This is a genomic window from Nocardia sp. XZ_19_385 (genome assembly GCF_015355755.1).
Lineage (GTDB): Bacteria > Actinomycetota > Actinomycetes > Mycobacteriales > Mycobacteriaceae > Nocardia.
In genome coordinates this window covers 1,433,103-1,457,155 of record NZ_JACVEE010000001.1, presented here as the reverse complement: position 1 = coordinate 1,457,155, position 24,053 = coordinate 1,433,103, and the positions used below count along the sequence as shown (strand labels likewise).

24 protein-coding genes are annotated in these 24,053 nt (G+C 67.4%); 16 read left to right on the top strand and 8 right to left on the bottom strand.

Annotation, left to right across the window (positions count from 1 at the left end; genetic code table 11):
* Positions 1-7: 7 nt before the first annotated feature.
* The gene (locus tag IBX22_RS06715) at positions 8-475 is read right to left on the bottom strand and encodes an SRPBCC family protein (protein WP_228538226.1); all 468 of its coding nucleotides are present in this window, start codon (positions 473-475) and stop codon (positions 8-10) included.
* A gap of 127 nt (positions 476-602) precedes the next feature.
* Between IBX22_RS06715 and IBX22_RS06710 the strand changes: the two genes are divergently transcribed.
* Both IBX22_RS06710 and IBX22_RS06705 read left to right on the top strand, forming a co-directional pair.
* On the top strand, positions 603-1,604 hold the full coding sequence (locus IBX22_RS06710) for a permease (RefSeq protein WP_194814468.1): 1,002 nt from the start codon (positions 603-605) through the stop codon (positions 1,602-1,604).
* Entirely contained in the window at positions 1,601-2,323 is a 723-nt protein-coding gene (locus IBX22_RS06705) for a TIGR03943 family putative permease subunit (RefSeq protein WP_194814467.1), read from the top strand. The genes IBX22_RS06710 and IBX22_RS06705 overlap by 4 nt, the downstream gene beginning before the upstream one ends.
* 57 nt (positions 2,324-2,380) lie before the next feature.
* Here IBX22_RS06705 and grpE read toward each other — a convergent pair whose 3' ends face one another.
* Positions 2,381-2,947 carry a nucleotide exchange factor GrpE gene (gene grpE, locus IBX22_RS06700; protein ID WP_194814466.1) on the bottom strand — a complete coding sequence of 189 codons (567 nt, stop codon included), beginning with the start codon at positions 2,945-2,947 and terminating at the stop codon, positions 2,381-2,383.
* Between the two features lie 104 nt (positions 2,948-3,051).
* Between grpE and IBX22_RS06695 the strand changes: the two genes are divergently transcribed.
* On the top strand, positions 3,052-4,734 hold the full coding sequence (locus IBX22_RS06695; RefSeq protein ID WP_194814465.1) for an Hsp70 family protein: 1,683 nt from the start codon (positions 3,052-3,054) through the stop codon (positions 4,732-4,734).
* A 6-nt stretch (positions 4,735-4,740) separates the two neighbouring features.
* A complete protein-coding gene (locus tag IBX22_RS06690) occupies positions 4,741-7,128 on the top strand; it encodes an Ig-like domain repeat protein (protein WP_194814464.1) in 2,388 nt (795 codons plus the stop codon).
* On the opposite strand, the gene IBX22_RS06685 is transcribed toward IBX22_RS06690, so the two are convergent.
* Positions 7,121-7,465, bottom strand: coding sequence for a hypothetical protein (locus tag IBX22_RS06685; protein WP_194814463.1), 345 nt, complete (start codon positions 7,463-7,465; stop codon positions 7,121-7,123). The genes IBX22_RS06690 and IBX22_RS06685 overlap by 8 nt on opposite strands.
* Before the next feature lie 95 nt (positions 7,466-7,560).
* On the opposite strand from IBX22_RS06685, the gene IBX22_RS06680 reads away from it, so the two are divergent.
* Genes IBX22_RS06680 through truB form a run of 3 tightly spaced genes read left to right on the top strand, consistent with a single transcriptional unit; the run spans position 7,561 to position 10,145 of the window.
* Entirely contained in the window at positions 7,561-8,517 is a 957-nt protein-coding gene (locus IBX22_RS06680) for a metallophosphoesterase (RefSeq protein ID WP_194814462.1), read from the top strand.
* A 45-nt stretch (positions 8,518-8,562) separates the two neighbouring features.
* Positions 8,563-9,231: a 4'-phosphopantetheinyl transferase Npt gene (gene npt / locus IBX22_RS06675; RefSeq protein ID WP_194814461.1), complete on the top strand. Its 669-nt coding sequence runs from the start codon at positions 8,563-8,565 to the stop codon at positions 9,229-9,231.
* The gene (gene truB, locus IBX22_RS06670) at positions 9,231-10,145 is read left to right on the top strand and encodes a tRNA pseudouridine(55) synthase TruB (RefSeq protein WP_194814460.1); all 915 of its coding nucleotides are present in this window, start codon (positions 9,231-9,233) and stop codon (positions 10,143-10,145) included. Before npt ends, truB begins: the two co-directional genes overlap by 1 nt.
* A gap of 32 nt (positions 10,146-10,177) precedes the next feature.
* Here the strand turns inward: truB and IBX22_RS06665 are convergent, their stop codons facing one another.
* Positions 10,178-10,810 (bottom strand): TetR/AcrR family transcriptional regulator, encoded by a 633-nt coding sequence (locus tag IBX22_RS06665; RefSeq protein ID WP_194814459.1) that lies wholly within the window; start codon positions 10,808-10,810, stop codon positions 10,178-10,180.
* A 121-nt stretch (positions 10,811-10,931) separates the two neighbouring features.
* On the opposite strand from IBX22_RS06665, the gene IBX22_RS06660 reads away from it, so the two are divergent.
* Positions 10,932-11,360 (top strand): DUF4345 domain-containing protein, encoded by a 429-nt coding sequence (locus tag IBX22_RS06660; RefSeq protein ID WP_194814458.1) that lies wholly within the window; start codon positions 10,932-10,934, stop codon positions 11,358-11,360.
* Between the two features lie 239 nt (positions 11,361-11,599).
* On the opposite strand, the gene IBX22_RS06655 is transcribed toward IBX22_RS06660, so the two are convergent.
* Positions 11,600-12,406: an alpha/beta fold hydrolase gene (locus IBX22_RS06655; RefSeq protein ID WP_194814457.1), complete on the bottom strand. Its 807-nt coding sequence runs from the start codon at positions 12,404-12,406 to the stop codon at positions 11,600-11,602.
* Positions 12,407-12,585: 179 nt separating this feature from the next.
* On the opposite strand from IBX22_RS06655, the gene IBX22_RS06650 reads away from it, so the two are divergent.
* The gene (locus IBX22_RS06650) at positions 12,586-13,005 is read left to right on the top strand and encodes an EF-hand domain-containing protein (RefSeq protein ID WP_194814456.1); all 420 of its coding nucleotides are present in this window, start codon (positions 12,586-12,588) and stop codon (positions 13,003-13,005) included.
* Positions 13,006-13,178: 173 nt separating this feature from the next.
* Positions 13,179-13,994: a hypothetical protein gene (locus IBX22_RS06645; RefSeq protein WP_228538225.1), complete on the top strand. Its 816-nt coding sequence runs from the start codon at positions 13,179-13,181 to the stop codon at positions 13,992-13,994.
* 59 nt (positions 13,995-14,053) lie between these two features.
* Here the strand turns inward: IBX22_RS06645 and IBX22_RS06640 are convergent, their stop codons facing one another.
* Positions 14,054-14,710 (bottom strand): metal-dependent transcriptional regulator, encoded by a 657-nt coding sequence (locus tag IBX22_RS06640; protein ID WP_228538579.1) that lies wholly within the window; start codon positions 14,708-14,710, stop codon positions 14,054-14,056.
* Positions 14,711-14,955: 245 nt separating this feature from the next.
* Between IBX22_RS06640 and IBX22_RS06635 the strand changes: the two genes are divergently transcribed.
* From IBX22_RS06635 to IBX22_RS06620, 4 genes are all read left to right on the top strand, one after another.
* Positions 14,956-15,924: a bifunctional riboflavin kinase/FAD synthetase gene (locus IBX22_RS06635; RefSeq protein ID WP_194814455.1), complete on the top strand. Its 969-nt coding sequence runs from the start codon at positions 14,956-14,958 to the stop codon at positions 15,922-15,924.
* A gap of 117 nt (positions 15,925-16,041) precedes the next feature.
* The gene (rpsO, locus tag IBX22_RS06630) at positions 16,042-16,311 is read left to right on the top strand and encodes a 30S ribosomal protein S15 (protein WP_194814454.1); all 270 of its coding nucleotides are present in this window, start codon (positions 16,042-16,044) and stop codon (positions 16,309-16,311) included.
* 382 nt (positions 16,312-16,693) lie between these two features.
* A complete protein-coding gene (locus IBX22_RS06625; RefSeq protein WP_194814453.1) occupies positions 16,694-18,970 on the top strand; it encodes a polyribonucleotide nucleotidyltransferase in 2,277 nt (758 codons plus the stop codon).
* A 68-nt stretch (positions 18,971-19,038) separates the two neighbouring features.
* Entirely contained in the window at positions 19,039-20,364 is a 1,326-nt protein-coding gene (locus IBX22_RS06620; protein WP_194815626.1) for a pitrilysin family protein, read from the top strand.
* Between the two features lie 120 nt (positions 20,365-20,484).
* Here IBX22_RS06620 and IBX22_RS06615 read toward each other — a convergent pair whose 3' ends face one another.
* On the bottom strand, positions 20,485-20,796 hold the full coding sequence (locus IBX22_RS06615) for a helix-turn-helix transcriptional regulator (protein ID WP_194814452.1): 312 nt from the start codon (positions 20,794-20,796) through the stop codon (positions 20,485-20,487).
* A gap of 91 nt (positions 20,797-20,887) precedes the next feature.
* Between IBX22_RS06615 and IBX22_RS06610 the strand changes: the two genes are divergently transcribed.
* A complete protein-coding gene (locus IBX22_RS06610) occupies positions 20,888-22,102 on the top strand; it encodes an MFS transporter (protein WP_194815625.1) in 1,215 nt (404 codons plus the stop codon).
* 110 nt (positions 22,103-22,212) lie between these two features.
* Positions 22,213-23,637, top strand: coding sequence for a pentapeptide repeat-containing protein (locus tag IBX22_RS06605; protein ID WP_228538224.1), 1,425 nt, complete (start codon positions 22,213-22,215; stop codon positions 23,635-23,637).
* Positions 23,638-23,640: 3 nt separating this feature from the next.
* On the opposite strand, the gene IBX22_RS06600 is transcribed toward IBX22_RS06605, so the two are convergent.
* Positions 23,641-24,036, bottom strand: a complete 396-nt coding sequence (locus IBX22_RS06600; RefSeq protein ID WP_194814451.1) for a VOC family protein — start codon at positions 24,034-24,036, stop codon at positions 23,641-23,643.
* Positions 24,037-24,053: the final 17 nt, after the last annotated feature.

Here is a 24,053-nt window from a genome sequence, read left to right as displayed (position 1 = left end):
GGGCTGTTCAGCTGGGATGATGGTCCGTGACGGCGCCTAATTCGAGGTCGTGCTCGAGCAGGGCTTTCATCGCGCACAGCATGGTGGAGAAGCCGCCGACCGTGTCGTTCACCCACTGGATCAGCTCGTCGCCCGTGCCCTGGAATCCGGTTTCGGTGACTTCGACGAACGTGCTTCCCGTTTCGCGCGGCGCGAATTTCACCTCGACGGTGGTCGGCTGTTCGTAGTTGCCCCACTCGAACCGGATCGAGCGGTCCGGATCGACGTCGAGGACCTTGACGTCGGCGGAGGCCCCATAGGTCTCCCACTCCCAACGTAATTCGGCCCCCGCCACCATCGGCCCGCTGCTCTTGCTGTACCAGAACCGGGAGGTGACAGCCGGGTCGGCGAAGGCGCGGAACGCCTCCGCAACAGGCCTGCGCACGATCATGCAGGCATACGCCGCCGGAGCTTGCGTGAGCTCGAGTCGCTGCATGCACACGATCATGCCCGCTCGCGACCGGATGCGTGGCGTGTCCGGCCAGCCGCGCGTGCGAGTCCGCAGATGAATTCGGTCGGAAGGCATACCTGGAAACGATATTCAGTACTGGCAAGATGTGGGAATGCTCGAGAAGCAGCCGGTGCGCGTGATGTGGGACAGGGTGTCGTCGACCTATGTGCTCGTCGGGTTGCTGGTGGTCGGGGCGCTGGTGCAGACGCAGTTGGCGTCGGCGGTCGGGTCGGTCGCGCGGTTGCAGACGGCGGTGACGGTGTTCGTCGGGGTGTTCGTGCAAGCGGTTCCGTTTCTCGTGCTCGGGGTGCTGGTCAGTGGGTGCATCGCGGCGTTCGTTTCGCCCGCGGTATTGCGGAAGGTGTTGCCGCGCAACGAATCCGCGGCGATCGGGGTGGCCGGCCTGGCGGGCATGGCGCTGCCCGGATGTGAGTGCGGTGTGGTGCCGGTGGCGCGCCGCTTGATCGATCAGGGTGCGCCGAGTTCGGTGGCGCTGGCTTTTCTGCTGTCGGCGCCCGCGATCAATCCGGTGGTGCTGGTGTCGACGGCGGTGGCGTTTCCGGGGGAGCCGGGGATGGTCGGGGCGCGGTTCGTCGGTTCGCTGGCGACCGCGATCGTGATGGGCTTGATCTGGTCGCGCATCGGGCGGCCCGGGTGGATGATCCCGCGTGGCGGACACGATCATTGCGTCACCGGGCGAACTCGGTGGGAGGTGTTCTCCGAGGCCGCGCGGCACGACTTCTTGCAGGCCGCAGCGTTTCTCGTCCTCGGGGCCGCCGCCGCGGCCGCGCTGCACGTGCTGGTCCCGCCGTCCTGGTACGAGCAACTCGCCGGCCAGATGCTGATCGCGATCCTGGTCCTGGCCTTGCTCGCGGTGGTGCTGGCGCTGTGCTCGGAGGCCGACGCTTTCGTCGCCGCGAGCATGTCGAGCTTGCCGCTGCTCCCGCGTCTGGTGTTCCTGGTGGTCGGCCCCGCGGTCGACGTGAAACTGTTCGCCATGCAGGCAGGCAGTTTCGGCCGTTTGTTCGCGATCCGCTTCTCCCCGTTGACCTTTGCGGTCGCGGTCACCTGCGGCACTGTCGCCGGATACCTCTTCCTCGGCGGTGCCCGGTGAAGCGAGAGGCCCAGAACCTGCTGCTCCTGCTCATCGGTGCGGCCATCCTGATGATCACCCTCGACGGCACCTACCTCAACTACGTCAAACCAGGCCTGTACCCGTTCCTTCTCCTCAGCGGCATCCTCATCCTGGCGCTCGCACTGATCGCCATCGGCCGCGACATCCGCAGCGGGCGAGCGACTCCCGGCCACGAACACGGCACCGGCCGAGCCCAATGGCTACTCCTGATCCCGGTCGCGTCCCTGCTCTTGATCACCCCGCCGGCCCTCGGCGCGGGCGCCGCCGAAACCACCGCACCGGTCCGGGTCGCCGATGCGCCTGGCGCACAACCGAAATCCTGGCCCTTCCCACCACTGCCCGCAGAGCCCGCTCCAGCACTGTCGATCTCAGAGCTGGTCGCCCGCGCAACCCTGGACTCCCTGCATTCGCTGGACGAACGGACGGTACTGATCCGCGGCTTCGTCCTCCGCAGCGAACGCTCCGACGGCACCGACCTGGCCCGCGTAGCCATCACCTGCTGCGTCGCCGACGCTCGCTACGTCCGCGTCCACCTCACCGGAATCCCCGAGCAATTCGCCGAGGACACCTGGCTCGAAATCCGCGGCCGAGTGGAACCCGAAAGCGCCCAACGCGACCCGGACCTGACGCCAACTCTCGCCGTCACCGACTATCAGCCGATCGAGCGGCCCGAGCACCCCTACGAACGGGTTCGCTGACGGAGCAAGTTATCCACCCGTCCGGTGGCATTTTCGTGCGGAGTGATCAAGCCACCCTCAGTCAGCGGGACGGTGACGGCGGACGACCACGCTTGCCGGGCGGATCGAGCGGCCGGAGACCGACAGGCCCGGCTGGATCAGGGCATCGATGGTGCGGTCTGCCGCGGGGTCGGCGGTGGGTGCGACGTCGGTGGCTTCCATGGTGAGGGAATCGAAGGGGTCGTCGGGGCGGGGTGTGACGAGGACGGCGCCGCGGCCGGCCAGTAGTCGTTCAACACGGGTAGCGACGGCGGCGAAAGCGTCTCGTTCCCGGTCGGATTCGGCGGTCGAGGCGCACGCCACCGAGTCGTTGTGCAGGGCGAACAGTTCGACCACCAGGGGCAGGTCCGCGCCTGCGCGTTCTAGTTGCGCGCGGGCCTTGGCGTCGTCGGTGAGGCGTTCGATGGTGGCGGCTTGGCGGGCGATCACTCGGGACAGGTCTTCGATCTGTTCCACCAGGCGGGTGAGGGTCTGCTGTACGGGATCGGGTTGCGCAGTGGCGGCTTCCGGTTCGGCGGGTGACCGCCGGATGGGGCTCGTCGGTCCGTCGAATTCCCCGGCGTGCTGCGCGACTGATTCAGACATATCCGCACGATAACGCGCACCGCCCTGGAAGGGGCGGGGCGGCAGCGGAATTGGCTGGTCGGCCGCTGGGCCGGGGTCGGATTCGGCTGCTACCATCGCGTTCCATGGGGGTCTACGGGATCGATCTGGGCACAACGAACTCGGCAATCGCGCGGATCGACGCCGACGGTCGTCCAGAAGTCATGGTTGGGATGAACGGCGAGCCGACGGTGCCTTCGGTGGTGCTGTTCGCGTCCGCGTTCGATCATCTGGTCGGTGAAGGTGCGCGACGGCAGGCCCGGCTCGACCCGGAGCATGTGTGCGCGCTGGTGAAGCGGCGGATGGGCGATACCGACTGGCGGTTCACCGCACATGGTGAAAGCTGGTCCGCGCCCGCAGTGTCGGCGCTGATCCTGAAGAGTCTCGCCGCCGACGCCGAATTCGGCGGTGGCGGCCCGGTGCAGCGCGCGGTGATCACGGTGCCCGCCTACTTCGGCGACGAGGAGCGGCGCGCCACCATTCAGGCGGGCAGTTACGCGGGCTTCGACGTGGCGGGCGTGCTGTCCGAGCCCATCGCCGCCGCCCTGTCCTATGGCTTCGGCCGGCTCGACGGCAGCGTCGACGTCGGGAAAACCGGTGCCCGCGAGACGGTCATGGTCTACGACCTCGGCGGCGGCACCTTCGACGCCACCGTCATCGAACTCGCCGACCGCCGCATCTCGGTGCTGGCGGTGGAGGGTGATCATCAGCTCGGCGGCGCCGACTGGGACGAGCGGATCGCGCTGTACCTGTCCCAGCAGTTCTGCGCGGCCAACCCGGATGCCGAGGACCCCCTAGATGATTCGGCGGGTTCGCAGATGCTGGTGCTGGCCGCCGAACGGGCCAAATGTGAGCTGAGCGAGGTCGAGCGCACCGATGTGGTGGTCGCGCACGACGGCGCCCGCGCGGTGATCTCGCTGACCCGCGACGAGGTCGAATCGATGACGTCCTCGCTCATGCGGCGCACCCTCGACCTCACCAAGGACTGTCTGGCCGCCGCGGGCAAACGCGGTGTCGCCACGGTTGATCGGCTGCTGCTGGTCGGTGGCTCCTCGCGGATGCCGATGGTGGCGCGGGAACTCCAGGCCGAGCTGGGGCTGACCGGTGAGCTACGCGACCCCGACCTGTCGGTGGCGCGCGGTGCGGCGCTCTACGGCGAGAAGCTGGAGTTGGAACGGCTGATCATCGCGGATCTGGTGACGCGTGGCCGGCTCCGTGACGGCTCGCTCTTGACCGAAGCCTCCCCGTCCGATCTGGACCAGGCGGTCGCCCGGGTCGCGGCGTCCTTCGGCCAGCCGGTGGGCCTGGTCCGCCGGATGCTGGAAATCCAAGTCGACACCGTGGTTTCGCGTGGGTTCGGTGTCCTCGCGATGGACGACTTCTACGGACTGTCGGCGGCCTGGCTGGTGCATCGCAATCAGACACTGCCGGTGCGGGTGCGCAAATCCTTCGGCACCATCCGCCAGGACCAGGATCAGATCAAGCTCACCATCGTCGAACAGCAGGGTCAGGCTGCGTCGATGCGGCCCGAGGATGCGAAAGTGCTTGTCGAGGGCCAGATTGCGGGCATCCCGCCGGGATATCCGGCAGGCAGTGAAGTCCGCGTCACCTTCGAGATGGGCTTCGACGGCGTGCTGCACGTCACCGCGCACCACGTCGACGCCGACATGCCGCTGACCATGTCCGCGCAGACCGGCGCCACACTCTCGCAGTCCGAAGTTGCCCGGGAGCTGGATCAGGTGCAGCGTTCCCGGCGCCGCGCGAGCTGAGCCGCCATGGAAGCGTTCGTCCCCAACGACTACCGCAAACGCGTTCTCGCCGACGTCGAACGCCGCGGCGGTATCGAGTTCTCGGATCCGTTCGAGCTCTACGACATTCCGCTCGACGAAGCCGAAACCCTCAGCGATGCCGAGGTTTCCGCGCGAGTCGAAGAAGTGTGGGGCTTCTGGCAGAAACAGCGTGACCATCCGAAGTATCGGGTGCTCGTCGGCCTGCTGGTAGATGGGCATGACCGGCGTTCGGAGTTGCTGCTGTACAGCGGTTCTCGCCGTGCCGAAGCGTTGCGTGTCCGCAACGAACGGGAGCAGCGCGACGCCGAACGATTCGAAATGCTCGACACCGCCATCTCCCGGCTGGTGCAGCGCTACGGCGGGGTGCCCGCCGGAAAAGTGGCCGGTCTCGAGGAGATCGGCGCGATGGGCGGGCTCACCGCCGCCGAGGTCGCCGCACGCCTGCACCGCCACCGCGTCATCGAGGACCAAGCTCCGGCGACACCGACCGTGCTCACCGACCAGCGTCGCAAACAGATCCGCCAGCTTCTCAGCGAATGGGAGCGGCTGCTCGAAGGCCCGCCCACACCAACACTTTTCGCGCTGCTCCAGCTCGATCCGGCGCAGTCGACGCAGACCAACGAGATCCGCCTGCGCGCCGACGCGCTGCGCGCCCGAGCCCGGGAACTGCCGCCCGGCCGCGTCCGAGTCGTGCTCGACGAACTGTTGGTGCACGTCCAGGATTTGCTCGAGGCCGGTCCCGCGGTAGCCGCGGAATACGTTCGGACGATCACCGAAGATGTTGCCGCCGAACTGCGCCCGAAGATCCGCGCCGCGGTCCTGGTGGAAGACCAGCTGGTCGGCGAGGACTACGAATTCCTGCTCGAAGAGGCGATCGAACTCGGGCTCGACCGAGCCGAAGCGATTCGGTTGCTCGCCGAAATCGCGGGCGCGCTCGGTGCCCGCATCGAAAGCGGTGCGCCGGCAGCGCGATCCGCTTCGGCCCCGCCGCCCGTGTCCCATGCCAGAGCGTCCGGGTCCCGAACGGCGCACCGCGCGTCGAGCGCGGGCTCCTCCCGCGAATGGGAAGAGCCCCTCAAAGCCGCGCGCGCCGCACTGCGGTCCGGCCGCCCCCAGGAAGCCGCACGCCACGTCGCCGAAGCCAGACAGCTCGACGCGGGCGCCAACGGTGGCGCCACCCCCATCCGCCCGGTCGCCGACGAAGTCGAACGAGTCCTCGCCGAAGCCGCCAACCACTGGCGCGACGCCACTGCCGCCTGCGCCGCCAAACGCTTCGTCGCAGCCACCGAACACCTGGAATACCTCCAGCGCAACGCCTCCGACGTCCCGCCACCCACTGGCCAGACCACCACCCTCGACCAACTGCTGACCCAGGCCCGAGCAGCCATCGCCACCGCGGACCGCCTTGTCGCCGAAGCGAATTCCGCCCCGCCCCACGACCGCACCCGCGCCCTCCTCGCCGCCCAATCCGCCTGCGCCGACCACCCGGACGCGGCCGCCGCCCTCGCCGCCACCCCGATCGAAGCCCCCGCCAGCGTCCACGCCTCCCGCCTGACCACCGGCTCGGTCCTGGTCACCTGGACCCCCTCACCCACCGGCAACGCCGACTACAAGGTGACCCGCCTCCAACCCGACGGCACCTGGCGCACAGTCGGCCGCACCCGCACCACCGAACTCGAAGACGGCGGCGCCCCACCCACCGGCCAACCGATCTACGCCGTCGTCGCAGCCGTCGCCGGCCGCTACTCCGACCTCACCCGCTCCGACGCCCCACCCCCTGCGCCAACCCCCAACGTCGACGCGAGCCGCCCGGCTCCAGTGCCACAGCCTGAGCAGCCGGTCCAGGAAACCCACCCCGGCAGCACGAATCGGCAGGAGTCGTCGTCGGAGCCCGTCGGTACAACCCAAGACGTTCCAGCGAGCCAGCGGGCCCAATTCCCACCGTTGGTGGGCCGGGTTGATTCGGAACAGCCTGCTCCAGAGGCGGATTCCGCGACGTCGTCTCAGTCAGGCACGTCCCCGCAGTCCGCTGCCGAGCCAGTCGCACTCCCAGACGAGCCGACTCCGAGCGGCATTCCCACCGTCAGCAATCTCGCCATCCACGACGGACGCCTGACCTTCGACTGGCCCACCGGTGTCACCGAGGTCATGGTCGTAGCCCGCCCCGGCACCCCGCCGGTCACCCCCACCGACCCCCAGGCCACCTCCTGGAAAGTCACCAACACCCGCTACGAAATCGATGGTGGCGTCCTCATCCAGCCGACTCTCACTCCGTGTCATCTTGCTGTCGCTTCCTGCCGCCGCCAACCCAACGGCGCTCTCACCATCGCCTCGGGGTTTGCTTCAACAGCGCGACTCCACTGGGCTACGTGAGACCGATCTGTCCTTCGCGGTCACCCCAGGAGCCGCGATCCTGAATGACCGGGTACTCGATATCCGCGACAGCGAGCCATTCGTCGACCTCGTCCGGCGAAGTCATGATGGCGGTGACGAGCCCGTGGACGGCGGCGAGTTTGACGGGATCCACGTGTTCCGCCAGCTCTTGTTCGGTGACGTTGTGCCCGGGTGTCAGCAATTGCCAGCAGAACCGCATCAGATATCGGCATTCCTGCTGCTTGCGGTCGTCGGCCAGGCGTTGATGCACGAACCAGCCGGCGCGACGTCGCTGCGAATCGTCCCGGAACATCTCTGATAGCCCGGTCAGGTTCACCTGTCGAAGGATAGGACGTCGATCTCCCGGGGACGAACCCTTTTCGGAGCCGGTCGGTGCGCGGCTGTAGTCGCGGGTGTGCCAATGTGGGTGTGGTGATACCCAAGTTGATGGCGGTGAGCGATATTCATGTCGGGCACCAGGGGAATCGGCCGGTGGTCGAGCAGATCACGGCGGATTCGCCGGAGGATTGGCTGATCGTCGCCGGGGACGTGGGGGAGAAGACCGACGATCTCCGGTGGGCGCTGGAGTTGTTGCGGAGCCGGTTCGCGAAGGTGATCTGGGTACCGGGGAACCACGAATTGTGGACCACGCCAAAAGATCCCGTGCAGATGCATGGGGCCGCCCGGTACGACTACCTGGTGTCGATCTGCCGGGATCTGGATGTGGTGACGCCGGAGGATCCGTTCCCGGTGTGGGCGGGCGCGGGTGCGGAGGAGTTCGGCGGGCCGGTGACGCTGGTGCCGATGTTCCTGCTCTACGACTATTCGTTCCTGCCGAAGGGCGCCACCACCAAGGCCGAGGGCCTGGCCATCGCCCGCGAACGCAACGTCGTCGCGACCGACGAGTTCATGCTCTCGCCGGATCCGTATCTGACCCGCGACGCCTGGTGCCACGCTCGTGTGCAGGCCACCAAGCGCCGGCTCGACGCGCTGCCGCCGGAAACCCCGCTGGTCCTGATCAACCATTTCCCGCTTGTCCGGCAACCCACCGACGTGCTCTTCTATCCGGAGTTCGCGCTCTGGTGTGGCACCGACCTCACCGCCGACTGGCACACCAGCTACAACGTGGTCTGCTCGGTCTACGGACACCTGCACATCCCGCGCACTTCCTACTACGACGGTGTCCGCTTCGAAGAGGTCTCGCTCGGTTATCCGCGCGAATGGCAGCGCCGCGGTCTCCCCGACCCGCTGCTCCGCCAGATCCTCCCCACCCCCGAATATCCGCCGGGCTCCCTGAACAAATTCGGTGGCCACTTCGAACTCACCCCCGAAATGGAGAAGGCAGCCGCCGAGATGCGCGAACGCGCCGAGCGCCGCCGCGGCGTGTGAACCATGCGAATTGGTGACCAACCGCCTCGACTAGGCTCGTAGCCGATGATCGAGAACATTCTGCCCAGTGGTGTCGCGTCCGCTGAACTGCTGGAGTACCCGGAGGATCTGAAGGCGCATCCGGCCGAGGAGCACCTCATCGCGAAGTCGGTGGAGAAGCGCCGCCGCGACTTCATCGGTGCGCGGCACTGCGCCCGGCTGGCGCTGGAACAGTTGGGCGAGCCGCCGGTGGCGATCGGCAAGGGGGAGCGCGGCGCTCCTGTGTGGCCGCGCGGAGTGGTCGGCAGCCTGACCCACACCGAGGGTTATCGGGCGGCGGCGCTGGCGCACCGGCTGCGGTTCCGTTCGGTCGGCATCGACGCCGAACCACATGCCGAACTGCCGGAGGGCGTGCTCGATTCGGTGAGCCTGCCGGAGGAGCGAGAGTGGTTGCGCACCACCGCATCCGGCCTGCATCTCGATCGGCTGCTGTTCTGCGCCAAGGAGGCTACTTACAAAGCGTGGTTCCCGCTGACCACCCGCTGGCTCGGTTTCGAGGACGCGCACATCACCTTCACCCTCGACGAGGTCTCCGACGGCGCGGGTGCGGGCACGTTCCACAGCAAGATCCTGGTCCCCGGCCAGACCAATGACGGTGGCGCCCCGCTGCTCTCGTTCGACGGCCGCTGGCTGATCGCCGACGGGCGCATCCTGACCGCGATCGTGCACGGCTGATGGCGGGCGGTCTCGGCGGCCTGCTGATCGTCGACAAGGACGGCGGCTGGACCAGCCACGACGTCGTCGCGAAAAGCCGAAGGTTGTTGCGCACCAAGAAGGTCGGGCACGCGGGCACCCTCGACCCGATGGCGACCGGCGTGCTCGTGCTCGGCGTGGACCGGGCCACGAAACTGCTCGGTCTGCTCACCCTGACCACCAAGGCCTACACCGCGACCATCCGCCTGGGGCAGTCCACCAACACCGACGACGCCGAAGGTGAAGTCCTCGCGACCACGTCGGCGCTGCACGTCACCAACGATGACATCGCCACGCACGTAAAGACTTTGACCGGAGACATCCAGCAGGTGCCCGCCACCGTCAGTGCCATCAAGGTCGACGGCGAACGCGCCTACGCCCGCGCCCGCGCCGGCGAAGACGTGCAACTGGCCGCCCGCCCGGTCACCGTTTCGCGCTTCGATGTCCTTGCCCGCCACGACATTCCGGACGGCGAGTTCGTCGACCTGGACGTCGAAGTCGAATGCTCCTCCGGCACCTACATTCGCGCCCTCGCCCGCGATCTCGGCGCGGCCCTCGGCGTCGGCGGCCACCTGACCGCCTTGCGCCGCACCAGGGTTGGCCCGTTCACCCTCGAACACGCCCGCACCCTGGACGAATTGGGCGCAACGGCAGAAGCCGATCCCGAGGCCTCCTTACTCAGCCTCGACATGGACGAAGCCGTGCGAACCGCCTTCCCGCATCGCGACATCGACGACTCCCAAGCCAACGACCTCCGCAACGGCCGCTGGCTCGACCCCGTCGGTATCCCAGGCGTCTACGCCGCCATAGACCAGTCCGGCCAGGCAATCGCCCTGCTCCAGGAAAGCGGTAAACGCGCCGCCTCCGTCATGGTCGTCCGCCCGTCGAACCTCTGACCCGCTCCGCCCCGCATCCGAGGCCGGATGCGTCAGGTGGTGATGCCCTGGCGATTCGATCCGGGCGGCGAGTCACCCTGCCCCGGTTGGGGGAGGACCGATCCGAGCGCACCGAGGAGCGCGCCGACGCCGACGTCGCGCATCTGCTCTCGGGTCATGGTGTGGTGCTCCAGCCAATCGACGGTCAGGACTCGGAAGAAGGTGAGCCAGCTCATCAGGATCGAGGATGTCATGGTGCGTGCGGCGCCTTCGACGCCGATGACATCGAGCAGTCGGCGGCGCAGTTCGTCGAGCTCGCCTGTGATGATCGTCTGAATGGTCGGGTCAGTGGCCAGGACCTTGTTGGCGGCGAGGACCGCGTGGGCGTTGGCCTCGAAGTAGTCCAGGTGGGCGTCCAGCCCTGCGGCCAGCTGTTCGAGCAGCGGCTGCGCGGGGTCGAGTTCGGTGACCACCAGCAGTTGTTCGGCCGCCTGCTGGTACACGGCTACGAAAAGCTCTCGCTTGCTTGGGAAATGCCGATACAGCAGGGCCCGCGATATGCCCGCCGCCGCGGCCACGTCCTCCATGAGCACCTCGTCGTAGGCGCGCTGAGCGAACAATCCCGCGCCGGCTTCCACCAGCAGGCGGCGGCGTTCGTCGGGGGCGAGGCGGCGGCGAGTACTCACGAGACCGATCTTAGTTGACGCGCGTCTACTAATGGTCGTACGATCCCTAAGTAGATGCGCGTCTACTAAGAAGCACCCGCCCGCGCGGCACAGGGGATGTGCCGCCAACAGGAGGAACGCCATGTCGAAACTGCTCAAGATCCTCGCCCTCACCATGGGCATCGCCTGCGTGGCGATCGGCTTCGCGCACATCGCCCTCGGCAACGACTCCGTCCCGGACATGGCGGACGCCGGTGTCACCGCAGACAGCCAGAGCCGCTTCTTCGGCGCCATTTTCGTCGGCTACGGCGCCGCTTGGATCTGGGCTGCCCGCCAGTCCCCGATCCCCGCCCCCGCCATCCGCTGGCTCGCGGGCATCTTCTTGCTCGGCGCCGTCGGACGAGCGGTCTCCCTGGCCGTGCACGGCTGGCCGCACTGGTTCCAAATCGTGCTCACCGTCATCGAATTCGTCCTCCCGCCGCTGTTCTTCTGGCTGGCCACAGCCAATGAGGACCGGGTGCTGAGCGGCCACGAACCATTGGCCCCCAGCCGGTCTCGTTCGGGCGTGTAAGACCTCTGTGCCCTCCTGCAATAACCGGTAGGCTGCGTCGCCACAGCGGGCAGGGCCTCGGTCCGTGACGGTGACCGGCACCGGCGATGGCGCGATACTCGAGTCCGGCTGGGATCTGCAGGCTCCCAGCCAGTTTGGGAGGTCTGCGGGAATTTGGAGATTTCCCGCGGTAGTCGATTGGCCGGACTCGCGCATGGCCCGAGTCCGGCTGGGGCCGGCCGGCTCCAGGCTGGCTTCGATCAGGCCTCGAGGAACTTGGCGACGTCCTCCGGGAACCGGCGGTCCTCGATCGCGGAGTTGTGATTGCGGCCCTCGTACAGCACGAGGGTGGCGCCGGGGATGCCGTCCGCGGTGTCGCGGAACATCTGGGCGGGGTAGGCGAGGTCTTTGTCGCCGCCGAGAACCATGGCGGGGACCTGGATTTCGGCGAGGCGGTCTTTGATATCCCACTGATCCTCGGCCTCGATGACCCGGATGCCGTCGGTGTAATCGCCGTTGGACGGGCGCATCATCGGGTCCAGCATCCACAGCAGGCCGGCCATCATGCGCTGCGCGATCTTCGAGGTGCTGGCGATGGCGGCGAAGGCGGTGGCGGGGCGTTTTCCGGCGGCCGCGCGTTCGGCGAACTGGCGCATTGCGGAGCGGCCGCTCGGGCTCAGGGTGTAGGCGGAGCTGGTAACCACCAGGCGGCGAACGACTTTGGGGTGGCCGAGTGCAAGTTGTTGTGCGACCGAACCGCCGGTCGAGTAGCCGAGCACGTCGACGGGCTCGCCGAATTCGCCTTGCAGCGCCTCGGCCAGATCCGTGGTGATGTCGGACATGGTGGTCCCCGCCGCCAAGCCGGGGCGCCGGTTCACGACGTAGACCGTGTGCCGCTCGCCGAGCGCGAGGAATGGCTTCACCATGAACTTCCGGGCGCTGCCGCTCAGGTTCCCGTTCTCGGCGGTCGAGCCGGGCAGGGCGATCAACGGCGAACCGCTGCCGAAGCTGAGATAGGCGAGCCCGTTGGGGAAGGTGCCTTCGCGGATGTCGAGTTTGCTGGTCATGAGTGCCTCCGGTGCTTCAGTAGCGATGACTCGAGTGTAGTGGAATAAATCATTCCGTTCCAGTCGAATGCCGAACTTTCTCGAGCCCGAACCTGAAGGCCGGTGAGCGGAGTCGCGCGCACGTAAAGTGGCTGGCGTCCGCCGCGGCGACCGGCGGCAGGGCCGATGAGGGGTATGCGATGAGTGGACAGCCGGATTCGTTCGATCTGTGGGACCGGGACCGCGACGGACTGGTATCCGTCGAGGACATCATCATCGGGATCCGTGCCCAGGGCATCGAGGTCGACGACGAGTCGGTCGAGCGCATGGTCGCCGCCGCCGACACCGACGGCGATTTCCTGGTCTCCCGTGCCGAATTCGACGCCGCCCTGGTCGCGGGCAAGATCGAGGTCACCGACGCGGACGCCGCCTTCCAGGTCTTCGACGTCAACCAGGACGGCAAGATCTCCGTCGAGGAACTCGAACAACTCATCCGCCAAGTCGGCCAGGGCATGATCGACGGCCCCGCCGACGTCCTCCTCGACGCCGCCGACGCGGACGGCGACGGCTACCTCTCGCCTCCGGAATTCCGCGCCCTCCTCGACTTCCTCTCCCGCTGAGCGCAAACCGGCAAGATCTGGTCGGCTCAAGTAATTCTGGGGGAAACCTCTAGGTTGCGAGCTCATCTTTGGGGTGTCGGCCCAAGAGTGGGCCGCGGTCGGGTGCCTCTTGTCGCGTGCCTGATCGGCGCGCCGATAGGCCCGGGCATCCTCAGGATTAGAGTGAAAGGGCCATGGCGATGATGCATGGAATCGTCCGGAAGACAGTAGTTCTCGCCGCTTTGGCGGTGCTGGCGGTGGGGTGCGGGAGCAGCACTGAACCCGCGTCGCCCACCAGTCAATTGCCGGAGCTGACGACACCGGTAACCGCAGCCCCGCTGCAACCGGGCCCGACCAATTCCGGTGTGACGGACACGTCCCGGCCGGCCCCGAAACCTGTTCCGCCGCAAGCCGGCACGGGGACCGCGATGATCTTCACCCGGACCCTGTCCAACCAGCCGGTGCCGAACGTCCCGGTCAACCTGCGACTTATCCAGCCCTGCGATCCCAAGAACGACGACATCCCCGACGACGGCAAAGAGGTCCGGCGCTGGGACGGCATCACCGATGGCACCGGGCGTGCGATCTTCACCGTCCCGGTCGGCTGCTACCGGATGGGCATGGGCCAACCACCCGCGGGCACCACACCGGTACCGGAGGGCTACCACCATCTGTTCCTCATCCGCCCCGATTCGACCGTGGAAGGCGCTTTCCGCTTCCAGGACCCGGCGTCGCCCGACCAATGCTCCCCCCAGGCGATCGTCTCCGACCTGGCCGCGCAGGGCCAACTCTATTCGGGACAAGAGGATTGGACGCTGGCCACGGTCCGCGAATGCGCGGGCTCATGGGGCGTGATCAGCTGGAATACCCCCGGTGACACCCAGCGCCTCGTCCGCCGCCTCGGCGACCGCTGGAACAACTACGTCAGCTTCCCGCACGACACCTGCTGGTCTACAGCCTCGAAAGACGGTGTTCCCCAACGCCTCCAGGGCTACTTCAACAAGTGCTGATCCGATAACCGGGACATGACCGCGGCCGCTACTCGCGAAACGCCTCGGTCATGTCCCGTTCAAGCGGTGAGCCAGATGGCTTCGGCGGCAGGGCGGCCGAGGTCGATGGGGGTTTCGGCGGTACCGAGGCGGAGAGCGATGGTGCCGGCGAAGTCGCGGCGTTCGACGACGGTGATGGCCGTGTCGAGGGCGATGCCGACGGAGTCGAAGTAGCGGAGCATGTCCGGGTCGGAGTCGGAAATCCTTGCGACGCGGCCGGATTCGCCCGCCGCGAAGTCGCTGAGCTGACGCGCGGGCGGGGTCGGGACGGCACCGTCGACCGACGGGATCGGGTCGCCGTGCGGATCCCGGTCGGGGTAGCCGAGTTTCGCGTCGATGCGCGCCATCAGCAGCTCCGACACCGCGTGTTCGAGCACCTCGGCCTCGTCGTGCACCTCGTCCCACCCGTACCCGAGCTCGTTGACGAGGAACGTTTCGATCAGCCGGTGCCGGCGCACCATCGCGACCGCGGCGCGCCGCCCGTGCTCGGTCAAGGTGATCGAGCCGTAGCGTGCGTGCTCGACCAAGCCCTGGTCGGCGAGTTTGCGGACGGCTTCGGAGACGGTGGACGCGGACACCCCGATGCGTTCGGCGAGCAGCTTCGTCGACACCTTCTCCTGCGACCACTCCTGCGCGGTCCAGATCACCTTGAGGTAGTCCTGCGCGACAGAGGTCAGCTCCGGGGCAATCGTCGCGGTGCCGCCGGGTACGGCGTCGTCGGCGGGCGTCGGGGCCTGCTCGGCCAGGTCGCGTCGGGTGGCGATGTCTCGTTTACCGGGCACGTACCTGAGCTTATGCACTCCTTCGCCGATACACACATCTCGGCGCGGGAGACGAACGCCTGTTCACCAAGTGGATAACGTCGTGTGACTTGTGGGACGCCGGAATATTGTTCGTGACCCCATTTGCGTACGCTGCAACCGTGCAGAGATGGCGAAGTCTCGACGAGGTGCCCGCGGACTGGGGCCGCTGCGTACTCACGATCGGCGTGTTCGACGGCGTGCATCGCGGCCACGCCCAGTTGATCAGCCGCGCTGTGAAGTCCGCGGCCGCGCGTGGTGTCCCGGCGGTGTTGATGACCTTCGATCCGCACCCCATGGAGGTGGTGCGGCCCGGTTCACATCCGGCGCAGCTGAGCACGCTGACCCGCCGCGCGGAACTGGCCGAGGAACTCGGCGTCGACGTCTTCTGCGTCATCCCGTTCACGCCCGAATTCATGCAGCTGACCCCCGAGGCCTACGTGCACGATCTGCTGGTCGAGCGCCTACACGTGGCCGAGGTCGTGGTCGGCGACAACTTCACCTTCGGCAAGAAGGCCGCGGGCACCGTCGACACCATGCGTGAGCTGGGGGAGCAGTTCGGTTTCGAAGTCGATGGCGTGAAGCTGGTCGGGGAGCACGCGGTCACCTTCTCCTCTACCTATATTCGCGCCTGCCTCGAGGCCGGCGATATGGCCGCCGCCGCGGAGGCGCTGGGCCGCCCGCACCGGATCGAGGGCGAGGTCGTGCACGGCGAGGGCCGCGGCAAGGACCTGGGATTCCCCACCGCGAATCTGGCCCCGACGCCGTACGCCGCGATCCCCGCCGACGGGGTGTACGCGGGCTGGTTCACCGTGCTGGATCCCGACGGCCCGGCGATCGGCCCGGCCGCACCGGGTGTGCCGGCGATGGCCGCGATCTCGGTGGGGACGAATCCGCAATTCGAGGGGGTCACCCGCACCGTGGAGGCCTTCGTGCTCGATGGCGAGGCCGATCTCTACGGCCGGCACGTCGCGATAGATTTCGCCGAGCACCTGCGCGGCATGCGCAAATTCGATTCCCTCGACGAACTGCTCGAAGCCATGGCCCGGGATGTGGAGAACGCCCGCAAGGTCCTGACGGCCGTCGAATAGCCCCGATTGGGTTTGCCGGAATCACTCCGGTACTGTGAATCCTCGGGTTTGCTGCGGTCCGCGGTGGCACCCGTTCGAATCCGAGCGCGGAACTGAAAAAATAGGAGTGGACGCCGCATGGCTCTGACCACTGAGCAGAAGACCGCCATCCTCAAGGAATACGGCCTGCACGAGAAGGACACCGGTTCCCCGGAGGCGCAGATCGCGCTGCTGTCCAAGCGGATCTCGGATCTCACCGAGCACCTGAAGCAGCACAAGCACGATCACCACACCCGCCACGGCCTGCTGGCCCTGATCGGTCGTCGTCGTCGCCTGTCGAAGTACCTGGCGGCCAAGGACATCAACCGGTACCGCTCGCTGATCGAGCGCCTCGGCCTGCGTCGCTAGCACGCCGACACACTGACTTCCATAGGTCGTTGGTAAAAGAGCCAACGGGGAGACGTACAATCTCCCCGTTGGCTATTTGCGTTCCAGGGGTGAACACCTCCCCGACGCACAACCGCACAACACAGCACAGCCGTAAGTACCCGCCCGCGTGGCGTCGGTCTTCGGTAGTGGCCTCCCAGGTGCCGTAGCGACTGCTTGCAGGTCGCTCGAAATGATCGGCACCGGCGGGCTTCGATCGATGATCGCCTCCGCGAAGCCGGCCGGGTCTGCGCGTCGCAACCAGGAAGGTTGCCGCGCGTCCGTGCCAGGTACGGCTGACGAATTGCCGGATCGCGCCTACGAGGCGCGAGATCCGGCGAAGACGAGAGGTTGAGAGAAGAGAATGACCGAAACAACTGAACGCAAGTCCTCGGCCGTAGAGGTCGAGCCCGGTGTGTTCGAATCCGTCGCGCTGATCGACAACGGCAGCTACGGCACCCGCACCATCCGCTTCGAGACCGGCCGGCTGGCCCGTCAGGCCGCCGGCGCCGTCGTGGCCTACCTGGACGACGAGACCATGCTGCTGTCCGCGACCACCGCGGGCAAGCACCCCAAAGAGCAGTTCGACTTCTTCCCGCTGACGGTCGACGTCGAAGAGCGCATGTACGCCGCGGGCCGCATCCCCGGCTCGTTCTTCCGTCGCGAGGGCCGCCCCTCCACCGACGCGATCCTGACCTGCCGCCTGATCGACCGTCCGCTGCGCCCGTCCTTCGTCGACGGCCTGCGCAACGAGATCCAGGTCGTGGTCACCGTGCTGTCGCTGGATCCGCAGGATCTCTACGACGTGGTGGCCATCAACGCCGCGTCCGCGTCCACCCAGATCTCGGGCCTGCCGTTCTCCGGCCCCATCGGCGGCGTGCGCGTCGCCCTGATCGAGGGCCAGTGGGTCGCGTTCCCGACCGTCGAGCAGCTCGAGGGCGCCGTGTTCGACATGGTCGTCGCGGGCCGCGTGGTCGACTCCGGTGACGTCGCGATCATGATGGTCGAGGCCGAGGCCACCACCAAGGTGATCGAGCTGATCGACGGTGGCGCGCAGGCCCCGACCGAGGCCGTCGTCGCCGAGGGCCTCGAGGCCGCCAAGCCGTTCATCGCCCGGCTGTGCCGCGCGCAGGCCGACCTCGCCGAGCTGGCCGCCAAGCCGATCGGTGAGTTCCCGCTGTTCCCGCCGTACGCGGCCGACGTCTTCGAGGCCGTCGAAGGCACCGCCAAGCGTGAGCTGAACGAGGCGATGAGCATCGCCGACAAGCAGGAGCGCGAAACCAAGATCGACGAGATCAAGCTGGACGTGCTCAGCCGTCTCGGCGACGACTTCGCCGGTCGCGAGAAGGAGCTGGGCGCCGCGTTCCGCTCGGTCACCAAGAAGCTGGTGCGCCAGCGCATCCTGACCGACAGCTTCCGCATCGACGGCCGTGGCCTGGCCGACATCCGCGCGCTGTCCGCCGAGGTCGCCGTGATCCCGCGGGCCCACGGTTCGGCCCTGTTCGAGCGTGGCGAGACCCAGATCATGGGCGTCACCACCCTGGACATGGTCAAGATGGCGCAGCAGGTCGACTCGCTCGGCCCGGAGACCTCCAAGCGCTACATGCACCACTACAACTTCCCGCCGTACTCCACCGGTGAGACCGGCCGCGTCGGTTCGCCGAAGCGTCGCGAGATCGGCCACGGCGCCCTCGCCGAGCGCGCCCTGATGCCGGTGCTGCCGTCGCAGGAGGAGTTCCCGTACGCCATCCGTCAGGTCTCGGAAGCGTTGTCCTCCAACGGTTCCACCTCGATGGGCTCGGTCTGCGCCTCCACCCTGTCGCTGCTGAACGCCGGTGTGCCGCTGAAGGCCCCCGTCGCCGGTATCGCCATGGGCCTGGTGTCGGACACCATCAAGAACGACAAGGGTGAGGACGAAGTCCGCTACGTCGCCCTGACCGACATCCTCGGCGCCGAAGATGCCTTCGGCGACATGGACTTCAAGGTCGCCGGCACCCGCGAGTTCGTCACCGCGCTGCAGCTGGACACCAAGCTCGACGGCATCCCCTCGAAGGTGCTGGCCGGTGCGCTGAGCCAGGCGCACGACGCCCGCACCACCATCCTGGACGTGATGGCCGAGGCCATCACCACCCCGGACGAGATGAGCCAGTACGCGCCGCGCGTCACCGCGATCAAGATCCCGGTCGACAAGATCGGCGAGGTGATCGGGCCCAAGGGCAAGGTGATCAACCAGATCACCGAGGAGACCGGCGCCAACATCTCGATCGAAGATGACGGCACGGTCTACGTCGGTGCGACCAACGGCCCCGCGGCGCAGGCGGCGATCGACATGATCAACGCCATCGCGAACCCGCAGCTGCCGAAGGTCGGCGAGCGCTTCCTGGGCACGGTCGTCAAGACCACCGCCTTCGGCGCGTTCGTCTCGCTGCTGCCCGGCCGCGACGGTCTGGTGCACATCTCCAAGCTGGGCAACGGCAAGCGCGTCGCCAAGGTCGAGGACGTGGTGAACGTCGGCGACAAGCTGCGCGTGGAGATCGCCGACATCGACAACCGCGGCAAGATCTCGCTGGTTCCCGTCGAGGAAGCCACCGAAGAGCCGGCCGCGGACGAAGCCGTTGATGCGGCGGCGGCAGCAGAGTAGTACTTGTCTCTGTGACGAAGAAGAAGACGGCCCTCCTGCTCCCCAGCGAGCAGGGGGGCTCGTCACTCCTGAGAGCAACTGACGAATCCCTCTCGCATTCCGTTGATTCCGGTGTGCGTCGTACCGTGCTGCCCGGCGGGCTACGCGTGGTCACCGAGCATGTGCCCGGTGTGCGCTCGGCGTCGATCGGCGTGTGGGTCGGCGTCGGTTCGCGCGACGAAGGCCCGACCGTGGCCGGGGCCGCGCATTTCCTGGAACATCTGCTGTTCAAGGCGACCCCGACGCGGTCGGCGCTGGACATCGCCCAGGCCATGGACGCGGTCGGCGGCGAGCTCAACGCGTTCACCGCGAAAGAGCAGACCTGCTACTACGCCCACGTCATCGACGAGGACCTGCCGCTGGCGGTGGACCTGGTCACCGACGTGGTACTGAACGGCCTGTGCCGGGCCGCCGATGTCGACCTGGAACGTCAGGTGGTGCTCGAGGAAATCGCCATGCGCGACGACGATCCCGAGGACATGGTCGGCGACGCGTTCCTCACCGCGCTGTTCGGCGATCACCCGATCGGGCGGCCGGTGATCGGTTCCATCGAATCGATCGAGGGGATGCACGCCGCGCAACTGCGCTCGTTCCATCTGCGGCGGTATCGCCCGGACCGGATGGTCGTCGCGGTAGCGGGCAATGTCGAGCACGAACGCACCGTCGAACTGGTGCATCGTGCCTTCGAGCACCGGCTCGACCTGTCCGCGATGCCCGCGGCCAGACGCGAAGGCCGATTCCGTCCCGCGGGCGTGCCGGAGCTGCACTGGAGCCACCGCGACAGCGAACAGGCCCACCTCACCTTCGGTGTGCGCGCCTTCGGCCGGCACGAGGGGGAACGGCGCTGGCCGCTGTCGGTCCTCAACACCGTCGTCGGCGGCGGACTGAGTTCTCGTCTGTTCCAGCGCATTCGAGAAGAACGCGGCTTGGCGTACTCGGTGTACTCCAGTGTCGACACTTTCGCCGACACCGGCGCGTTCTCCGTGTACATCGGCTGCCAGCCCGAAAACCTCGGCAAGGTAGCGACGTTGGCGCGCGGCGTGCTGGAAGAGGTCGCCGAACACGGCATCACCGACGCCGAATGCGCCCGCGCCAAGGGTTCGTTGCGCGGCGGCCTGGTCCTCGGCCTGGAGGACTCCGCGTCCCGCATGAACCGCATCGGCCGCAGCGAACTCAGCTACGGCAACCATCGCAGCGTCTCCGAGACGTTGAGCCGGATCGATGCGGTCACCACCGAAGAGGTGTCCGCGGTCGCGCGGACCCTGCTGTCCCGCCCGTTCGCGGCCTCGGTAGCGGGCCCGTATCGCCGTACCAGGGAGCTTCCGGCGGCTGTCCGCCGCCTGGTCGACGCCTGAACCTCCGCTGTCGCACACCCACCGGTCGTGCACGGGCAACAGCCTGTGCGCCACCACGAGTGGGGTGCGGCAGCGGTTCGGTTCTACTGGCAGGCCGCGTTTCCGCACCGGGCCCTGTGGTCAGGTCTGGTTCGCCGCGGTGACTATGGCGGGGAGCAGCCCGGGGAGGGCTTGGTCGACGTCGGCGGTGCGGAGACGCTGGTGGATCTGGCCGTCGATGACGAGGCGTTCGATGAGGCCCGCTTCGCGCAGGATTTTGAAGTGATGGGTGGCGGTGGATTTGTTGATGACGCCGTAGAGGGCGCTGCAGCGGACGGCGGTGCCGGCGTTGCTGAGGCGCCGGACCATTTCCAGGCGGATGGGGTCTTGCAGGGCGCCCAGGACGGTGGGGAGGGAGGCGACCGGGGGTAGCGGTTCGTTAGCTTCGGTCATGATCTACCTCACAGATGGGTTCGATGATTGTCGCGCCGGGCGTAGGGTCGACTGGTTCGATCGACATCAAACTTACCTGATCGGAGCGATGATGGCAGGGACAGCGGTAGTGTCCGCCGACGAGCAGACCGCACAGCGCTGGGCTTACCCGCTGGTGCTGGCGGCCAGCGGTGTGGCGCTGGGGGTGTCCGGTGTACCGGCTCCGCTGTACGGCCTCTACGAAACGCAATGGCATCTGTCGCCGCTGACCACGACCTTGGTGTTCGCCGTATACGCCTTCGCCGCGCTCGGGGCGGTGCTGGTGTCGGGCCGGATCTCCGACGTCGTCGGCCGGAAACCGGTGCTGTTGGCCGCATTCGCCACCATGATCGCCGGTCTCGTGGTCTTCATGCTGGCCGACTCGGTGCCGATGTTGTTGCTGGCCAGAGCTTTACACGGGCTGGCGGTCGGGGCGACCGTGGTGGCCGGCGCGGCGGCGCTGCTGGATCTGCGCCCGCATCGAGGCGCTCGCTCCGGGCAGCTCAGCGGCGTGGCCTTCAATGTCGGTATGGCAGTGGCGATTCTGGGTTCGGCGCTGCTCGCGCAGTACGCGCCGTATCCGTTGCGCACGCCGTATGTGGTGATCACCGTGGTCTGCTTGATCATCGGCGTCGGTGTGCTGGCGCTGAAAGAGCCGCACGGGGCCCGGGTCGCCGGACGCATTCGGATCGCGAAACCGGCTGTGCCGCAAGAGATCAGCGCCGACTTCTGGTTCTCCGCGATCGGTGTGATGGCGGCCTGGTCGGTGCTCGGCGTGCTGCTGTCGTTGTACCCGTCGCTGGCCGCGCAGCAGACCGGCATCCACAACCTGGTCTTCGGCGGTGCCGTGGTCGCCTCGACCGCTCTGTCCGGCGCGACCAGCCAGTTGCTCGCGACCGGAATTCCGGCCCGCCGCGCCGCGATCATCGGCGATACCGGCATGGCGGTGGCGCTGCTGCTGACCGTGCCCGCGCTGGCCACCCACAACTGGGTCGTAGTGCTGGTGGCGGGCGTCGCGCTCGGAGTGACCTTCGGGCTCGGGTTCGGCGGATCGCTGCGGCACCTGTCTAACGTGGTGCCGCACCACAAGCGCGGTGAGACGATGTCGGCGTACTACCTGCTGGCCTACTCGGCGATGGCGTTGCCGACCATCCTCGCCGGCTGGGCCGCGACGACCTGGGGTCTGAGCACGGTGTTCCCCTGGTTCGTCGGCGTGGTCGCGGTGGCCTGCCTGATCGCCGCGGGCCTGGGTCTGCGCGGCGCCCGGCATGCCGACCAGTCGGCCTGAATCTAGGCGCCTGGCTGCTGGATGGGTGACATCTGAAAGTGATTGGGGCACAGGCGTAGCCGATCTTGTCCTATAGGCGCGGCGCGCCGTTCCCGTTTAACATGCCCCTCATGCGATGGGGGACGTTGGGCGAGCGGGTGCGGCGCGCGGCACTATTCTTCGCGGTATCCACCGTCGTGCTGCTCGGGCTCGCCATCGGCGGGCTGACCTGGTGGCTGCTGCGGCTCGGCTTAGGGGTGGAGGCAGAGCGGCCGAATCAGGTGCAGCTCACCGCGATCGCGCTGGCGGTACTCGCGGGAATCGGCGGTGCGGTCGCGGTGACCGTCGCCTACCGGAGGCAACGCGACCTGGAGCGCGGGCGTTTCGCCGAACTGATCGGCGGTGCGGTGCGGCAGCTGGGCGATGAGGATCCGGCGGTGCGGATCGCCGGGGTGTACGCCGTCGCCGTCATCGCCGACGAATGCGCCACGCCGCGCCGGCGGCAGCAGTGCGTCGACGTGCTGTGCGGCTACCTCCGGCTCCCGTACGAACCCGGCGACGGCTCGAATCACCTTGTCTCGCGGGCGGAATCGCTGGAGGAAGCCGGCAGCCGGGTGGAGCGGGTCTACCACATCCGCCGCGACGACCGCGAAGTCCGGCGCACCATCGTCCGGGTTCTCGCCGAACATTTGCGGCGCGCCCCGCAGGATTCCTGGTCCCGGCGCTACGCCGACATCTCCTGGTCGCAGTGCGACTTCGACTTCACCGGAGCGGTATTCGACGACGCCGACTTCCAGGGCGTCGAATTCGCGGGCCGGTGGACCCTTTTCGCCGGAGCGCGATTCGTCGGCGATCTGCGCACCGATTTCGAGCGCGCCCGGTTCACCGGGCGGCACGTCACCTTCCATGGCGCGGTCTTCGGCGAGGCGCCGGTGGTATTCGACAGAGCCGAGTTCCGAGGCGAGCAAACCAGTTTCGACGAGGCGATCTTCAAATCGCCGTACACCTCGTTCGACGACGTGCTGTGCGCCGGCGCCCGAACCGGCTTCACCGGCGCCCGATTCGTCGGCGACGAGACGTCGTTCCGGGCGGCCAAGTTCGGCGCGGAATTGACCTCGTTCGAAGGTGCCACCTTGGATGGTGAGCGCGTCTCGTTCGCGCACGCGGTCTTCAGCGGAGTGCGTGCTGCCTTCAGTGGCGCCCACTTCTGCGCTGCCGGTGTCGAATTCGACGAGGCGCGCTTCGGTGGGCAGAGCCTGCGGCGCAACAAAGCCACCCGCGAAATCGACTTCGCCAAGGCGCAATTCCACGGCGGCGCCACCTTCGCGCGCACCGTCATCGGTGGCCGCAACGCCGATTTCACCGCCTGTGACTTCTTCGGCGATGTGTCCTTCGTCAACGCCCGGTTCGCGGCCGGGCAGATCCAGTTCGACAACCCGACAGCCTGGGTGGGTGTGCGCTTCGACTGGGATGAAAACCCCACGCGCAAACCGAGTTCGGTGAAACCGAATCCGTGGCCTCCGGCGCTGGAAGTCGGGCCGGCGCCGGAGGCTTGACGGTCAGGCCGGCCAACCGCCGTACGGGACGGTGATCAGCTCCAGATAGTGACCGCTCGGGTCCTCGAAATAGACACCGCGCCCACCGTCGTGGTGATTGATCTCGTTGACGCCGTGCTTCTGCGGATCCGCCCAGTGGTCCAGCTTGTAGCGCTGGATTTTGGCGTAGGCCACATCGAATTCGGCTTCCGAGATCAGGAAGGCGTAGTGCTGGGGCGGGATTTCCTCGATGAACGGCGGAACATTCGCCAGATCGAAGGTGACACCGTTCTCGGTGGTCAACGGGATGAAGGGTCCCGCTTCCTTTCCGATTTCCAATCCCAGGATGTCCGACCAGAATTCGGCGGACACCTGCTTGTCGCGACAACCGACAATGGTGTGATTGAACTGAACTGACAAGGGGATTACTCCTTGAA

Excerpts from the sequence above, each read along its gene's own strand:
- IBX22_RS06715 (WP_228538226.1), bottom strand. The coding sequence starts at position 475 with ATGCAGCGACTCGAGCTCACGCAAGCTCCGGCGGCGTATGCCTGCATG.
- IBX22_RS06710 (WP_194814468.1), top strand. The coding sequence starts at position 603 with ATGCTCGAGAAGCAGCCGGTGCGCGTGATGTGGGACAGGGTGTCGTCG.
- grpE (WP_194814466.1), bottom strand. The coding sequence starts at position 2,947 with ATGTCTGAATCAGTCGCGCAGCACGCCGGGGAATTCGACGGACCGACG.
- IBX22_RS06695 (WP_194814465.1), top strand. The coding sequence starts at position 3,052 with ATGGGGGTCTACGGGATCGATCTGGGCACAACGAACTCGGCAATCGCG.
- IBX22_RS06690 (WP_194814464.1), top strand. The coding sequence starts at position 4,741 with ATGGAAGCGTTCGTCCCCAACGACTACCGCAAACGCGTTCTCGCCGAC.
- npt (WP_194814461.1), top strand. The coding sequence starts at position 8,563 with ATGATCGAGAACATTCTGCCCAGTGGTGTCGCGTCCGCTGAACTGCTG.
- truB (WP_194814460.1), top strand. The coding sequence starts at position 9,231 with ATGGCGGGCGGTCTCGGCGGCCTGCTGATCGTCGACAAGGACGGCGGC.
- IBX22_RS06660 (WP_194814458.1), top strand. The coding sequence starts at position 10,932 with ATGTCGAAACTGCTCAAGATCCTCGCCCTCACCATGGGCATCGCCTGC.
- IBX22_RS06655 (WP_194814457.1), bottom strand. The coding sequence starts at position 12,406 with ATGACCAGCAAACTCGACATCCGCGAAGGCACCTTCCCCAACGGGCTC.
- IBX22_RS06650 (WP_194814456.1), top strand. The coding sequence starts at position 12,586 with ATGAGTGGACAGCCGGATTCGTTCGATCTGTGGGACCGGGACCGCGAC.
- IBX22_RS06645 (WP_228538225.1), top strand. The coding sequence starts at position 13,179 with ATGGCGATGATGCATGGAATCGTCCGGAAGACAGTAGTTCTCGCCGCT.
- rpsO (WP_194814454.1), top strand. The coding sequence starts at position 16,042 with ATGGCTCTGACCACTGAGCAGAAGACCGCCATCCTCAAGGAATACGGC.
- IBX22_RS06625 (WP_194814453.1), top strand. The coding sequence starts at position 16,694 with ATGACCGAAACAACTGAACGCAAGTCCTCGGCCGTAGAGGTCGAGCCC.
- IBX22_RS06615 (WP_194814452.1), bottom strand. The coding sequence starts at position 20,796 with ATGACCGAAGCTAACGAACCGCTACCCCCGGTCGCCTCCCTCCCCACC.
- IBX22_RS06610 (WP_194815625.1), top strand. The coding sequence starts at position 20,888 with ATGGCAGGGACAGCGGTAGTGTCCGCCGACGAGCAGACCGCACAGCGC.
- IBX22_RS06605 (WP_228538224.1), top strand. The coding sequence starts at position 22,213 with ATGCGATGGGGGACGTTGGGCGAGCGGGTGCGGCGCGCGGCACTATTC.